The following is a 15,858-nucleotide window of genomic DNA, read 5'->3' on the forward strand; positions in this document are numbered from 1 at the left end:
TTAACTTTTTATAATAAGAGATAGGATCCAAAAGAAAATGGGAGCATTAAAGATCAGACTGTCCATCCGGTCGAGTAAACCACCATGTCCGGGAAGAAGCGTTCCTGTATCTTTAATATTGGCTTTTCTTTTTAAATAAGACATAAAAACATCCCCGAAAAATCCAGAAATACCAAGAATGACTCCTATGATTGTATTGACGAAAATATCAGTCTTCAGTAAGTAAAATCCTAAGATAGTACTCAATACCACCGTAAGTAAAACACCACCAATGAATCCTTCCAGAGTTTTATTAGGACTTATTGTAGGCGTGATTTTATGCTTTCCGAAAAATTTTCCCATGAGGTATTGAAAAACGTCATTGAGCTCCGTTACAACTACAATAAAAATAATGGAATTCAATCCGGAAACGGTGTCTCTGATGAATGAAAGGTGTGGAAAAGCGAAAAGGCAGACGAATAAAGCTATGAATATTCCGTAAAGCAGCTTTAAGGATATTTTCAAAATTAAAAAGTAGAGCAGAACAACGAGTGACAAAATAGAACTGTATATAAAATAGATTTCAATGGTGAAAAAATACAACAGAAAAAACTGTGCAGCTCCAAGAAATAAAGAAGGAATAATATGATTTGAATTAATTTTGAATAATCTTAAAAATTCAAAGAAACACTGGAAGCTGATCCATGAAACGAAAATCTTCATGGCGAGAGGATGCGAGGTTCCCATGGCAAAAACGACGATAATATAAATCCATGTTTTTACCCGCAAGGGAACATCTGAAAATTTATTTTCTTCAGGCTTCATGCAGTGATTTCTTTAGTCGGATACCGGTGCTTATGGTCAACAAAACAATAATAAACCCGAAAATATAGGATGAAATTCCTGAAATATCCGCTCCGAAAAAAAGAGACAGACCATAAACTCCCAGAATAAGGGCTCGGTCACTTTTCCCCATCGGACCATCGTAATGACGTTCTTTTCCAACTACTTTTCCTATCAACCCTGCAAATTCGTTGATGATGCTTAATACTATAAAGATAACGATCAGGTATAGACTTTCAGGCTGAAATTTTAATAAAGGAAAAAAGATGATCACATCAGAAACAATATCACCCACTTCATTTAAGACTTCACCCAGTCTGCTGGTCTGATTGAATTTCCGGGCCATCATTCCGTCTAATGCGTTCAGAGCCATTCTTAATAAAAGTCCTATTGGCAGGCTTAAAAAGAACCATTTGGAGAAATCTGCATTCCAGAATAGAATCCCTATAACAACAGATAATATTATTGAAGCTATTGTAATTTGATTGGCTGTGATTTTATTTTTATGCAGGAATAATAAAACCGGAGTAAGCAGCTGCTGGAATTTTGGTTTTAATTTATATACGGAAATCATGATGGCTATCGCTTTTTGTCATTGTGTTTATCAAATATAGATAAATTTTTTAATCAGAATTTATAATTGATACAGGCGTGTTTTTCCAATTTCAAAATTTAAAAAATTGCTTTGTGTCTCTTTTTCCCATAACTTTGCACAAACCTAATCTAATGAGTAAAAAGAATACAAAGTACATCTTTGTGACAGGAGGTGTAACTTCATCTTTGGGAAAAGGAATCGTGTCTGCTTCTCTGGGACTTTTATTAAAATCACGCGGTTTTAATGTAACGATCCAAAAACTTGATCCTTATATTAACATCGACCCGGGAACACTGAATCCATATGAACACGGAGAATGCTATGTAACCGAAGATGGCGCAGAAACGGATCTGGATTTAGGCCACTATGAGCGTTATCTTGATGCTCCTACTTCCCAAAACAATAACGTTACAACAGGGAAAATCTACCAAACAGTTATAGAAAAAGAAAGAAAAGGAGATTTCTTAGGAAAGACTGTACAGGTAATTCCTCATATCACCAACGAGATCAAACGCAGAATCAAAATGCTTTCCAAGCAGAACTACGATATTATCATTACTGAGATCGGAGGAACTGTAGGAGATATTGAATCTCTTCCCTACATTGAAACAGTACGCCAGTTGAAATGGGAGCTTGGTGAGAAAAATTCTATGGTGATTCACCTGACGCTATTGCCTTATCTGGCTTCAAGCGGCGAATTAAAAACAAAACCATCGCAGCATTCCGTTCGTCAGTTGATGGAAAGCGGCATCATGGCGGATGTCTTGGTTTGCAGAACAGAGCACAATATTCCAAAGGATCAGAGAGCAAAACTGGCTCAGTTCTGTAATGTTTCTTTAGATAATGTGATTGAATGTAAAGATCTTGAAACGATCTATGAAGTTCCGATGTATCTGCAGAAACAAAACTTTGATGATGTCGTTTTAAAAGAACTTGATCTGAAAAATGATAAAGAAGCTGACCTGAAAGACTGGAAAACCTTCCTTAAAAAATTCAAAAACCCTAAAAGAACAGTAGAAATTGCCTTGGTAGGAAAATATATTTCTCTGCAGGATTCTTACATTTCTATTGCTGAAGCTTTCAAACATGCGGGAGCAAGTCTTGAAACTGAAGTGAAAGTAAGATGGGTATACAGTGGAGATATCACCGCTGAAAATATTAAAGAGACCTTAAGTGGTGTAGACGGAATCCTTATCGCTCCAGGTTTTGGCGATAGAGGAATTGAAGGAAAAGTACTTACGGCTCAATATGCAAGAGAAAATAAAGTTCCGATGTTGGGGATTTGTTTGGGAATGCAGATCATGACGATTGAATTTGCAAGAAACGTTCTAGGTCATTCAAAAGCCAACTCAATGGAATTTGATACGTCTACACCAGATCCTGTCATTTCTATTATGGAAGAGCAGAAAAATGTAGTAGACAAAGGAGGTACAATGCGTCTTGGAGCATGGAAGTGTTCATTGAAAAATGCTTCTAAGCTATATGATATCTACGGAGCTAAAAATATTTCTGAAAGACACCGTCACCGTTATGAATTCAACAGTGATTATCTTCAGGAGTTTGAAAAGAACGGCTTCCTCGCAACAGGGACCAACCCTGAAACAGGATTGGTAGAGGCGCTTGAAATGCCGGATCATCCATTCTATGTAGGAGTGCAGTATCACCCGGAATATAAAAGTACCGTAGCAACGCCGCATCCTCTGTTCAGAGCTTTTATCAAGGCTTGCGAAAAGAAATAAGGTAATACTATACCATAAACGTCTTATCATAAACTCAGGCTGATTATTCTCAGCTTGAGTTTATTATATAGTAACATGGTAATGCATAGAGTTTTGATAAAAAAACAGTATTTTTGTCAGCTCAAAAAGTAGCACATTGTGATACTTAGGTTAAATTTTAAAATTTTAATATAAAAATAAAATGCAAGAAAACAAGGGAATCGATAAAAGTCAGATGATCAGTTTTGCGGTTTTATGTCTGGTTCTTTTCGGATTCATGTTCTATTTCCAGAACAAGCAGTCGAAAGAAGAGCAGTTAAAAGCTCAGGAACAGAAAACGGAGCAGGTAAAAAATGCTGTACAACAGACTCAGGCAAGCAATATCAATCCAAATGTAACTCCCAGCGCCATTCAGACAGCCAGTTTGAACAACAAAGAACTGAATGTGGAATTCTCAAGCTTGGGAGGACAGGTTTCTAAAGTACAGCTTTCGAAATACAAAGCATATGATCATCAAACAGACAGAGCAGATCTTCCTCTTTATCTGATTGATAAAAAGAACTCCAACTACGGTTTTCAGTTTAAAGATAAAACCGGAAAAGTGATCAATACTAAAGACTTAGTTTTTACACCGGCTGTTAATGGAAATGCTGTAACGATGACAGCGGACTATAATGGTGCTGTTATTCAGTTTATTTATACCTTACTTCCAAAATATACACTAGACTTTAAGGTAAGAACGAAAGGGCTTGCTGCCGTGACGTCTGATAATAAAGCAGACTTTATCTGGGATTACAGTGTAAGAAACCTGGAAAAGGGTAGAGCACAGGAACAGTCTCACTCAGAATTCTCATATGCTTTCAATAATTATGAAGATTATGATTATGATGGAAGAACAGATATGAGTGAGGAAAAAGAAACCCTTAACTGGATTGGTGTAAAACAGCAGTTCTTTTCTTCTGTCATCGAAGCTAAAAACGGTTTTACCCATAGTAAAGGAAATCAGGAAGCTATTGAAGAAGGTGAATACCTGAAGAAATTGAATTTTGAAGGCTTTGTTCAGATGACAGGAAGCGAGCTTAATCAGGATTTTACCTGGTACTTTATGCCGCTTGATTTACCGTTGTTAAAATCTTATGACAAAAATTTTGATGAAATTTTACCGTTAGGATGGTCTTTCATTGGAGGAATGAACCGTTATTTCTTCATGCCTATGTATAATTTCATCGCAGGATGGGGACTTACAGCAGGTTGGGTGATCTTCTTAATGACCATCATTGTAAAGCTGATCTTATCGCCAATTATGTATAAACAACATAAATTGAGTGCGATGATGAAAGTGATTCGTCCTGAAATTGATGAAGCTAATGCCAAATTTAAGGATGCAGATCCAATGAAAAAGCAACAGGCAACGATGGAAATCTACCGAAAGGCGGGCGTTAATCAGATGGCAGGATGTCTTCCGGCGTTGGTTCAGATTCCTATTTTCTATGCTTTATTCCGTTTCTTCCCGAACTTTATTGATCTTAGGGGACAAGGATTCTGGTTTGCAAAAGATTTGACGGCTTATGATGACTTGATCAAACTTCCCTTTAAAATTCCTTTCTTAGGAGATCATTTAAGTGTTTTTGCTCTGGCATGTACGATCGTGATCTTGATTTATACAGTAATGACTTCAGGGAATATGCAGCAGCCTCAGCAGGAAGGAATGCCAAACATGAAAGTGTTAATGTATATCTTCCCGATTACCTTCCTGTTCTTCCTGAATACATCAGCATCTGGTCTTTCATGGTATTATTTTGTATCGAATGCAATTAACATTTTAATTATTCTTGTTATTAAATACCTGATCCTGGATGAAAAGAAAATTCATGCACAGATTCAGGCGAACAAAGAAAAGCCAAAATCAGAAGGCAAGTTCCAGAAGAAAATGAGAGAGATGATGGAGAAAGCTCAAAATCAACAACAGATCCAGGAGCAACAGAAAAAAAAGAAATAAGTTAATACTTTATAATAAAAAGAATCCGTCTCACAACCAATTTGCGAGACGGATTTTATTTTATTTGAACTTTGTTTTATTGTTCAAAGCAGGAAAAAGTTGTCCTCTTCAGGCAACTTTCTTTCTTAGGTTATGTGCTAAAGCGTGTAATCCAAATTCCAGTTCTACTTTTTTCAGACCTTTTAATGTAAATCTCTTAAAACCATTGCAATGTTTCAGATGGGCAAACACAGGCTCTACTTCAACTGAACGTTGTCTGCGTTTTTTGATGCCTTCTTCGCTGTTTAAAAGCTGTCTGATTTTTTCTTTGTACTGCTCCAAATGGTGGTTTCTCTCGATGCTCCGGTTGCCTTTGGAACTGTGACAAGCGCTTCGTATCGGACAACCGTCACAGTTTTTTGCCTGATAATGCGATAGGTTTTGCGGGTAACCGGTCTTGGTTTTCCGGATACTTTCGTGTGTTTTTGCCATTTTTTGTCCCATCGGACAAACGTAAAAATCTTCTTCAGCGTTATAAGACAGATTTTCTTTGCTGAAACTTTTGTGTTTCGCCTGATAATGGGCATTTTGCTCTTTATCGAACGTATTGTATTTTACAAATGGAGTAATGTTTTTCTGTATTAATAATTCGTAGTTCTCTTCGCTTCCGTAACCTGCATCGGCGGTGAGTTCTTCCAGTTCATTCATCCTTTTTTTGCCATATAATTTCTCAAAATTATCCAGATGGCTTTCTAAGGTATTGATGTCATTGGTTTGCTGATGAATGGTGTAGTTGACAATAAATTGATTCTCGGTAGAAATCTGCGCATTATAGGCTGGTTTTAGCTGTCCGTTCATCATGTGATCATCCTTCATTCTCATAAAAGTAGCATCTTCGTCGGTCTTGCTGTAAGAATTCCTCTCTGCTAAAATCGCTTCCTGAGCTTCATATTTACCGAGGTTTTTCTCAAAATTGTTTTTAATGTAATTCAGCTTGGCTTTGGCTTTTTTGTCGGAATCAGTTTTGCCATCGCTGCCTTTTAATTTGGCATTGATATTTTCTACTGTTTGCTGAATTTTTTCTTTGCTGATTTCTTTAAATTCTGGTGGTTCAGGATCTTTATCTTCTTCCCGGGCAACACTTTGGGCATAGTTCCAAAGTTCTTCCAGCTGGCGAAGCATCTTTTCTTTATTGGTTTTAATGGCATTTGCCCAGACAAAAGTGTAACGGTTAGCCTGTGCCTCAATTTTGCTTCCGTCCACAAAAACCTGCCTCAAACTTACCAAACCTTCTTCTGACAATAGTAAAACCACTTGCGAGAAAATATCTTTGAAGGCGGCTTCCAACCTATTGGTTCGAAAACGGTTCACCGTATTATGATCCACGATGCTCATATTGGAAAGCCACATAAAATTGATGTTCTCGCGAAGCGCTTTTTCAATTTTCCGCGACGAATAAATGTTATTCATGTAAGCAAAAACCATCACCTTGAGCATCATCACGGGATGATAACTGGGATTGCCTTCCTTGCTGTACACTGTAAGAAGTGGGGCAATATTTATTTTATCTAAAACACTATTCACCACTCGAACAGGATAATTCCCGGGAATCAAATCCTCAAAACTATAGGGAAACAACTCCAACTGATTCTGATTATAATACTTGAAATTCATAAACAAATATCTGATTATCAAATATAAAAATATAAAAACCTAAAATAATAACCAAAAAAAACCGCCTCAGTTGTGAGACGGCCTCTTTTTATTATATATCGAAATCTAATCAGACGATAAGGGCTCTTTTTATCTAGTCATATTTGAGTCTGAACGATTGTCTGTGATGTATTGTGGGCCCGTATTTTATTAAGGCCTGCTGGTGAGCTTTTGTGGCATATCCAAAATTGGTATTCCAGCTGTATTCGGGATGTTCTTTATGGAGCTCGATCATTAATTTGTCCCTGTAGTTCTTTGCCAGAATGGAAGCCGCCGCAATCGAAAGAAGTTTTGAGTCTCCCTTAATGATGCACTGATGAGGAATGAAATTATAGGGATGGAATTTATTTCCGTCTACTAAAATCAGCTCAGGTCTTATCGTTAATTGATCCAAAGCACGATGCATCGCATGAATACTGGCATTAAGAATATTATGTTCATCAATGAATACGGGGGGGAGCTCTGCAATCGCATAGTTCTTTACATTGTCTTTGATATAACTATCCAGTTCCATCCTTGTTTTGAATGTTAATTTCTTGGAATCATTGACTAAATTCTGCTTAAAACTATCATCTAAAATAACGGCAGCGGCAACTACCGGACCACTTAGGCATCCTCTTCCTACTTCATCACATCCAGCCTCAATATAGAGATCTGTCCACTTTTGTAATAAATCCATGATTTTATTTATATCATATTATAAATGATGGGTAAAATTAGTGAAAATTGCATTTAAACACTCATGCGTTTTTTTTAGATATATTTTGGTTTTAATAAATATATTGCTTCTATTTAACACAATGACTGTATTGTATTTAATATGGCTGATTTTGTATTCTTTTAAATAATATATTATTTTTGTTGACATATTTCTAAGTATTTGGTTTCTTGATATGGTGTTGTTAGTTAATTTAAATATTTTTAACGAAATATTTGGTGATTTTAAGAAAGTTTCACATATTTGCATTCAATAAAAAAAAATAATCAATTTAAATATGAAGAAATTAACTACAAGTGTTTTGGTGGTAGTTCTGTCTTCGACTTTTGCTTTAGTAAGTGGTCAGAAGAAAGATACTGTTAAAACGACGGAGATTGGTGAGGTAATCATGACCGGAGCCATGAACAGAAAAATGAAGTTGGATGCTCAGACTTCAACCGCTGCCGTTATTGGAAAAGACAAGCTTGTTCAAGCTGGTGCTCCGAATGCTATTGCAGCTTTGGCAGGTAAAGTACCGGGCCTTACTATTAATAAAACAAGCAGCAGTGTTGATGGTACTTATGATATTAAAATCAGAGGTTCTAGAACATTAACAGGAAGTACTTCTCCGTTGATTGTTATTGACGGTGTAATCTCTTCAATGACAATTCTTCAGTCTTTACCATCTGATGCTATAGAATCTACTACAACTCTATTAGGTCTACAAGGTGCCGCTCTCTATGGGTCTCAAGGGGTTAACGGTGCTCTTATCGTAACTACTAAAAAAGGAAGTGGAAGCAGAAAGCCTAGAGTTAACTTCAACAGTAACGTTGAATTTGATAATGTTGCTTTTACACCAAAAAGACAGCAAAAATACGGACAAGGTTGGTACGGAGATAGAATTCACGTAGAAAACGGTTCTTGGGGACCTGCGTATTCTGATCCTGCTTTTGCTGGTCAGAATGTAGCTATTGGGGTTCCTTTTTATGATGTTAACGGAGATGGAGTAATCTCAGTTAATCCAGACGGAGATGTTCCTACGGAAGATGCAGCTGGATCTGTATTCGCTCCATTTGCGCCTAGAAAAAAAGATAATGCTAAGGAATTCTTCAGAACTGGTCTTAACCTTAATAATACATTAAGTATAACTGCCGGAAGCGAAGGTGCTTATGCAGGACTAACGATCAACCGTCAAGATAGAGAATTTATCGTTGCTGATGATAAGTTGAAGAAAACTTCGGTAATGTTAAATGGAGGTTTCAAAATTGGAAATCTTTCTCTAGATGGATCGGTAACTTATATCAATAGATCTGTTAACTCAACAGATCCTGCACTATATACGAACCTTCTTCAATCTGCTGCAGAGATTCCTATTGTGGATTTCAGAACTAGCCCGAATCCTTACGCTTGGACTGTTTTCTATCAAAATCCTTACTGGACAATCCAAAATGTTAGAAATACATCTAAGGTTGATATCGTAAACGGAACTATTTCATTAGGTTATAAGATCAATGATCATATCTCAATCAACAATAACGGAACTGCTCAGATTACTTCAACCGACATATTAAACTATAACAACGGATATAACGCAGCACAATCAGTTCCAACGATTGTGAAACCAGATGGTAATCCTGCACCAAATTCAATTACTTCAACTTTGGCTCAGTCTAATGCGATTAACAGATATTTCTATAATGACTTGATGGCTAATTTTAATTATGACTTTACAAAAGACATTAATTTTAAATTGACATTAGGTTATAATGTACAGAGAACTGAAAGTAAGACTACATCAGTAGGAGGTAGCGGGATTAAAATTCCTGGTATTTATCAATATTGGAACCTTAGTAATCTAACTATTCCATATAACCTTAACAACAGAAGATTCACTGATAACAGATATGCATTCTTTGCTAATATGGATCTTTCATATAAAGATTATTTATTTGTAAATGCTACAGGAAGATATGAAAATTCTTCTAAGCTTCTTCACTCTGATCAAACTCAGAAAAGTAAGCCTAGCTACTTCTACTATTCCGGCGGGGTGTCATTCATGCCTTTGAAAGCATTCAATGTTGAAAGTGAGGTAGTAAGCAGATTTGTAGTTAAAGGATCTCATACAAGAGTAGGAAATGACCCTGTAAGTGTCTTTGGTATCGAAGAGACTGTTGTTTTAGGACAAGGATACCCGTTTGGTTCAGCAGGACCTCTTAGTTTTGTAAACAATCAAAGACCTACAAATACTAATATCAGACCTGAAAAGATAACCAGTGATGAAGTAAGCTTAGGGTTAGGATTCTTTAAAAACAGAATTACATTAGATGCTAGTTTTTATCTTCAAACGACTAAAGACCTTATCACTAACCAAACTACATCTTCAGCATCAGGTTTGCAGCTTACAGCAGTTAACGTAGGTGATATCCGAAACAAAGGGATGGAGGTTAATTTAGGATTGACGCCAATAAAAGGGACTGACTTTTCTTGGGATTTAAACCTTGGATGGTCTATTAACAGAACTAAAGTAATTGAATTGGCTGATGGCCAGGATGAAGTAAACCTTTCTACGGGAGGAATTGCTGGTATCTATGCCGTGAAAGGAGAAGATTTCCCTCAATTAAAGGCTACTGCCTATATGAGAGATGAGCAAGGGAGAATAATTATCAACCCTGACAACGGGAATCCTTATATTTCTAACAATTATGTGAGCTTTGGACGTGTTACACCTAACTATACATTGGCACTTAATACAAACTTCAAATATAAAAATTTTGGATTGTATGCAGTTCTTGATTACAGAAATGGTGGTAAAATCTATTCTGGAGCAATGGCAGGTCTGGCATTTAGTGGAAACTTGGAGCAGTCTGCAGAATTTGACAGAACGCAAGGAGGTTATGTTATTCCAAATTCTGTTTATATGAACTCAGCTGGACAGTATGTTGAAAATACTTCAATAAAATCTGGAGGAGAAAGTTATGGAGACTTGCCGGATTACTATGGAAGCGTATACTCAAGGGTTGGTGAAAACTTTATCTTAAGTGGTACTGCATTCAAAGTTAGAGAATTAGGTGTATCTTATGCATTAAGTGCAGATGCGGCTAGATCTATTGGATTGACTGGTTTGAGTTTCAGTGTATATGCAAGAAATCCTTTCTATAAGTTTGCTAAAGAAAACAGAGGGTATGCAGATCCTGAAGGATCTTTCACAACAGGAAATATCCAGGGACTAACAAATGCAAATCAATATCCATCAACGAGAACAGTAGGTTTCACTACTACAATTAATTTTTAAATAAATCATAATGAAAAAGATACTAATACCTATTTTAGGAATGACGACGCTGCTGTTTTTCAACTCGTGTAGTGATGATTTCCTAGATGTAAATAAAAATGTAAACGAAGCCTATACTAATCAGGTAACTCCTAAAGATAGACTGGGCGCTGCTGAGACTGTAGTATTCAGAACACAGGGTAATACCATGAACAGATTCGGTAACCTGATGATGAATGCATGGGCAGGAAATATTTACTATTATGCTTCTCCTTACGGGGATGAGTTCAGAATGAGAGCAGATTCACAGTTCTATGACAATATCTGGGATAATCTTTATTTAGGAGTATCTAACCTGCAGGCAGTAATAGATGCTCCGGAATCTGCAAAATATCCTCATCATGTTGCAGTAGCTAAGGTGATGAAGGCTTATTATATGCAGATGATCGTTGACCTATACAATGATGTTCCTTATACTGAGGCATTCAAAGGACAGGCTAATAAGAATCCTAAATATGATAAGGCTAAGGATGTTTATAAGGGACTTTTAGCTGAACTGAACCAAGCACTTGCATTGATCCCACAGACTCCAAGTTCATCTAATTATAATTTGGCTTTTACTGAAGATCCAATCTTCCAAGGATCTGGTGCAACTCAGGATCTTGCTACGTGGAGAACTTTCTGGACGCAAATGGCTAATACAGTGAAGCTTAAAATGCTTGTTAGGCTTTCTAATTGTACAGATCCTGAAGTTATTACATGGAGAAATGCAGAACTTCTGTCTATGGCTCCACTTACTAGTAATCCAGCTAATTTTATCAGTGCAGATGTGAAGATTCAGCCAGGATTTAATCCAAATTCTTTAGATCAGAGAAATCCGTTCTATGCAAATTTTGGAAGAATAGATATTGATGCAGGGGATATTGGTGCAGGTTTTAGACAGACATTTGCGTCAGAACACATCGTTAACTCTCTAAGAGGATTGACAACTGAAACTTCAGGAGTGTCAGATGGAAGGATTTCCAGATTATTTATTGGTAGAGGACTTGGAAGCCCAAGTACTGCTGCTGGTAATATAGTAGGACAACCTCAGGGAGGAACTAAACAAGCAGGGAAAGCAGAAGGTGATTTTGCGACTCTAGGTTTATTTTTGGCCTTCACAAATGGTACTACTGGACCTAATACAAGTACGGCTTTAGCTTCAAATCCAGGACTTGTACTGACATTATCAGAAGTAAGATTCTTACAGGCTGAAGCTGCGGTTGTATATCCTACTACTATGGCATTTAACGCTCAAACGAGTTTTAATCAAGGTATTACTGAGTCATTTACAACGTTTGGTTCTACAGCAGCTGCTAGTGCTGCGTATCTTAATGCGATAGCTGCAAAACCAGGAATGGGATGGGCTGCATCCGCTAATAAGATTCAAGCTATCCAGTATCAGAAATGGGTTGCATTAACGAATATCAACCCGACTGAGACATACATCAGTTATACAAAAACAGGTTTCCCTCAGTTACCAATGCCACAAGGGGCCTATTATACATCAAGACCGAAGAGACTAATGTATCCGCAGTCAGAATATATCTCAAATACGGCTAACGTGCCTAATCCAAGTATTGATGATATGTATAATATCAATGCTTATTCTCCATTCTGGTTAAAATAAGTAAGACAAATTTTTAATATATTTTTATTACCGCCTTCGGGCGGTTTTTTTTGTTTTATAGCTTTTGGTTCAGCTTTTCGTGAATAAAATGATGTAAGCGTTCAGTGATAGTATTTAATGATTTATTAATATTTACTTCATATATATTTGATAATGAATGTTTTTTGTGTTTTAGCGAATGCTTTTATAGCATATTTCAGATTTTGAAAAAAAGTAACTATCGTGTGATTTATTTTGTTTAATATTCTATATATTTTTTATTTTATGAAATAAATTACTATAATTTATTTTATTTGTTGTATAAGTGCTGTTTATTTTGGTAATTCTTTGTGTTTTTAAGAAAGTTTTGCAAATTTTATAAAGTAATAAAATCAAATATTGATATGAAGAAATTAACAACAAGCGTACTTATACTTGTGTTATCTTCGTCGCTAGCTGTAGCCAATGCTCAGGAGGTGAAGAAGGATACTGTTAAGGTTCAGGAAATTGAGGGAGTGGTTGTGACAGCACTCGGTATTAAAAGAGAAAAAAAGTCTTTGGGTTATGCATCTCAGGAAATAAAGGCCAGTGCTCTCTCTGATGGTACTACAAATACGGGTAATATTGCATCACAGTTATCGGGAAAGGTAGCCGGGTTAAATGTTACAACCAATAACAACTTTGGAGGGTCCTCCAATTTAGTTATAAGAGGAGTGAAATCACTTGCAGGTGGTAATCCGCTAATTGTTATTGATGGATCGCCTGTTAATAATAACACTACTCGAGAGAATTCAATTGATTATGGCAATGCTCTTTCTGATATCAATCAGGAAGATATTGAATCCATTAACGTATTAAAAGGAGCTGCAGCCTCAGCTCTGTACGGTGAAAGAGGGTTAAACGGAGTAATTGTTATTACAACTAAAAATGGAAAAGGAAAGGATGATGGTTCCTGGGGAGTTACGTTTTCTTCTGCAGTGCAGATAGGATTTATTGATAAGTCTACTTTCCCTGAATATCAGACAAGATATGGTGCTGGTTATTCTCAAAAATTTGGCACACAGGCTTCTGATGGTTTGAATAATGCTAACTTTGGAGCGGATGCTTCTTGGGGCCCAAAATTTGATCCTAATTTAATGGTGTATCAGTGGGATTCATTTAATCCTTTATCTCCCAATTATCAAAAAGCAACCCCCTGGGTAGCAGCTAAAAATGGCCCGATCAATTTTTTTGAAAATCCAGCCTCATATATCAATAGTGTAACATTAGAAAAAGGACAAAAAGGGAAAAACATTAGTTTTACTTATGAAAATATGATGTCTGATGGGTTAATGCCTAACTCACATCTTAATAAAAATAATTTCTCTTTAAAGATCAATTATGATCTAACTCCTAAATTGCATTCTTCTTTTTATTCTACAATGACATTACAGGATACTAAGGGTAGAAGTATTACGGGGTATTCAAACAATATAGCTACTGGCTTCAGGCAATGGTGGCAAACTAATGTGGATATTAATGATCTGCAAAACTTATATTTTGCAAATGTAGATCCAGCTGTGGCTAGTGCATCCAATAACTATGGTAATGTTACTTGGAATAGGAAGTCTGCCGCCAATGGAGCTCCTGCATATTGGAACAACCCATATTTCCAGGCATATCAGAATTATTCTTCAGACAAAAGATATAGAAATTTCACTTATGGCCAGGTAACATATGATCTGCTGGATAATATTTCTGTTACTGGAAAAGTTTCTTATGACAGGTCAAGCCTTATAGCGGAAACAAGATTGGCTGTTGGATCTTTGCCTCAAGCTTTTGGACAATCAAATAACACTATTAGCTCTGGATATGGAAGGCGTGATATACTACAGACTGAAACTAACTATGACTTAATGGTAAATTATAAATTCGATATCACCGATAATATTAACCTTTCCGGAGTTGTAGGAGGAAACATACGTAGGAATTATTACAATTCAATCTATGCTTCAACAGAGGGGGGATTGATAGTACCTGGAATTTATGCTTTATCCAACTCTAAAAAGGCACCGCTAGCAGAGGATGAAACTGAATATACAATACAAACTAACTCATGGTATGCAACAGCTTCATTCGATTTTTATAAAAAATTCTATTTAGATGCAACATTCAGGATAGAAGAAACATCAACACTTTTAAAAGGTAATAATGTTTTCAACTACCCTTCGATTACAGGATCATTAATTATGTCTGAGATTCTAGATACTAAAAGATGGATGAATTTCTGGAAAATAAGAGCAAATTATGCTCAGGTTGGGGGATCTGCTGCTGCTTATCAATTAGTTAATAATTATAGACCTGCTGGAATTTTATACAATCAAGGAATTTATAACTCTATTTTAAATCAACCTTATCCAGATCTGCAACCTCAAAAGGCCAATGAATTTGAAGTGGGAACTGAAGCACATTTCTTAAAAGACAGAATAACGGTTGATTTTGCATATTATAAGACAAGAACTACTCCTCAGATCCTTTCTCCACTTCCTACTTCTGCAGCTATAGGATATACAGGTAAAATATTCAACGCAGGTAGAATTGATAATAGTGGGGTTGAAGTACAGTTAGGATTGGTGCCTATAAAGACAAAAGATTTCACTTGGAGTATTGATACAAACTGGTCTAAGAATCAGAATAAAGTAGTAGAGCTATATACTGGAATTAATAATTATTTATTGAACAGTTTCCAGGGAGGTGTATCTTTAAATGCCAGAGTAGGTGAGGCTTGGGGAACATTGATTGGCGCCGATTATACCTATTTAAATGGGCAGAAAGTTATCGATCCGAAGACAGGAAAATATTTACAAAATCCAAATCAAGTAATAGGTAATACTACACCGGATTGGATTGGAGGTATTAGAAATAGCTTCAGCTATAAAGGATTCTCTCTAAGCTTCTTGATTGATATGCGTAAAGGAGGTGATGTATTTTCAACAGATATGTATTACGGATTGTCATCTGGTCTTTATAAAGAAACAGCCGAAGGAGATTACAGGGACAAACCTATTGTTTTGCCTGGTGTTCTGCCTGATGGTACTCCAAATAATATTGCATTATCACCGATTGATAACAGTGGTTCTACCGGATACAAAACACAACCTGCGAGCGAATTTGTTTATGATGGTTCCTTTATTAAGCTAAGAGAGGCAAGTATTGGCTATATGATTCCTAAGTCTTTATTGGCTGGAACCAAAATTTATGATGCTAAAATTTCGATTGTAGGTAGAAATCTATGGATTATTCATAAAAATTTACCATATGCTGATCCGGAAGCAATGGTAGGTGGAGGACTTAGCTCTTACGGGTGGTCAATTGGTTCAATGCCTACGACAAGAGATTTAGGTATCAACGTTACATTTAAATTCTAAATTACTTTA

At 36.3% G+C, this 15,858-nt stretch carries 9 protein-coding genes; 5 read left to right on the forward strand and 4 right to left on the reverse strand.

Annotated features, from left to right (window positions below; translation table 11 throughout):
- Together EG346_RS10165 and EG346_RS10170 are read right to left on the reverse strand one after the other, a co-directional pair.
- On the reverse strand, positions 1–804 hold the full coding sequence (locus tag EG346_RS10165) for a phosphatidate cytidylyltransferase (RefSeq protein ID WP_123878419.1): 804 nt from the start codon (positions 802–804) through the stop codon (positions 1–3).
- A complete protein-coding gene (locus EG346_RS10170) occupies positions 794–1,396 on the reverse strand; it encodes a CDP-alcohol phosphatidyltransferase family protein (RefSeq protein WP_123878421.1) in 603 nt (200 codons plus the stop codon). The genes EG346_RS10165 and EG346_RS10170 overlap by 11 nt, the downstream gene beginning before the upstream one ends.
- Before the next feature lie 152 nt (positions 1,397–1,548).
- Between EG346_RS10170 and EG346_RS10175 the strand changes: the two genes are divergently transcribed.
- Both EG346_RS10175 and yidC read left to right on the forward strand, forming a co-directional pair.
- Entirely contained in the window at positions 1,549–3,156 is a 1,608-nt protein-coding gene (locus EG346_RS10175; protein WP_073334257.1) for a CTP synthase, read from the forward strand.
- 181 nt (positions 3,157–3,337) lie between these two features.
- On the forward strand, positions 3,338–5,134 hold the full coding sequence (yidC, locus tag EG346_RS10180) for a membrane protein insertase YidC (protein WP_123878423.1): 1,797 nt from the start codon (positions 3,338–3,340) through the stop codon (positions 5,132–5,134).
- Between the two features lie 108 nt (positions 5,135–5,242).
- Here the strand turns inward: yidC and EG346_RS10185 are convergent, their stop codons facing one another.
- Together EG346_RS10185 and EG346_RS10190 are read right to left on the reverse strand one after the other, a co-directional pair.
- Entirely contained in the window at positions 5,243–6,787 is a 1,545-nt protein-coding gene (locus tag EG346_RS10185; RefSeq protein ID WP_123878425.1) for an IS1182 family transposase, read from the reverse strand.
- Between the two features lie 133 nt (positions 6,788–6,920).
- Positions 6,921–7,505 (reverse strand): ribonuclease HII, encoded by a 585-nt coding sequence (locus tag EG346_RS10190; protein ID WP_123878427.1) that lies wholly within the window; start codon positions 7,503–7,505, stop codon positions 6,921–6,923.
- A gap of 316 nt (positions 7,506–7,821) precedes the next feature.
- Between EG346_RS10190 and EG346_RS10195 the strand changes: the two genes are divergently transcribed.
- From EG346_RS10195 to EG346_RS10205, 3 genes are all read left to right on the forward strand, one after another.
- Positions 7,822–10,815, forward strand: a complete 2,994-nt coding sequence (locus tag EG346_RS10195) for a SusC/RagA family TonB-linked outer membrane protein (RefSeq protein WP_123878429.1) — start codon at positions 7,822–7,824, stop codon at positions 10,813–10,815.
- Between the two features lie 10 nt (positions 10,816–10,825).
- Positions 10,826–12,463: a SusD/RagB family nutrient-binding outer membrane lipoprotein gene (locus EG346_RS10200; protein WP_073334263.1), complete on the forward strand. Its 1,638-nt coding sequence runs from the start codon at positions 10,826–10,828 to the stop codon at positions 12,461–12,463.
- A 383-nt stretch (positions 12,464–12,846) separates the two neighbouring features.
- Complete coding sequence (locus tag EG346_RS10205; RefSeq protein ID WP_123878431.1) at positions 12,847–15,849, forward strand: SusC/RagA family TonB-linked outer membrane protein; 3,003 nt, start codon at positions 12,847–12,849, stop codon at positions 15,847–15,849.
- Positions 15,850–15,858 lie beyond the last annotated feature (9 nt).

It is taken from the genome of Chryseobacterium carnipullorum (assembly GCF_003815695.1).
Taxonomy (GTDB): Bacteria; Bacteroidota; Bacteroidia; order Flavobacteriales; family Weeksellaceae; genus Chryseobacterium; species Chryseobacterium carnipullorum.

What these genes read in the sequence shown, in the direction of transcription:
- EG346_RS10165 (WP_123878419.1), bottom strand. Translation starts at nt 804, where the DNA reads ATGAAGCCTGAAGAAAATAAATTTTCAGATGTTCCCTTGCGGGTAAAA.
- EG346_RS10170 (WP_123878421.1), bottom strand. Translation starts at nt 1,396, where the DNA reads ATGATTTCCGTATATAAATTAAAACCAAAATTCCAGCAGCTGCTTACT.
- EG346_RS10175 (WP_073334257.1), top strand. Translation starts at nt 1,549, where the DNA reads ATGAGTAAAAAGAATACAAAGTACATCTTTGTGACAGGAGGTGTAACT.
- yidC (WP_123878423.1), top strand. Translation starts at nt 3,338, where the DNA reads ATGCAAGAAAACAAGGGAATCGATAAAAGTCAGATGATCAGTTTTGCG.
- EG346_RS10185 (WP_123878425.1), bottom strand. Translation starts at nt 6,787, where the DNA reads ATGAATTTCAAGTATTATAATCAGAATCAGTTGGAGTTGTTTCCCTAT.
- EG346_RS10190 (WP_123878427.1), bottom strand. Translation starts at nt 7,505, where the DNA reads ATGGATTTATTACAAAAGTGGACAGATCTCTATATTGAGGCTGGATGT.
- EG346_RS10195 (WP_123878429.1), top strand. Translation starts at nt 7,822, where the DNA reads ATGAAGAAATTAACTACAAGTGTTTTGGTGGTAGTTCTGTCTTCGACT.
- EG346_RS10200 (WP_073334263.1), top strand. Translation starts at nt 10,826, where the DNA reads ATGAAAAAGATACTAATACCTATTTTAGGAATGACGACGCTGCTGTTT.
- EG346_RS10205 (WP_123878431.1), top strand. Translation starts at nt 12,847, where the DNA reads ATGAAGAAATTAACAACAAGCGTACTTATACTTGTGTTATCTTCGTCG.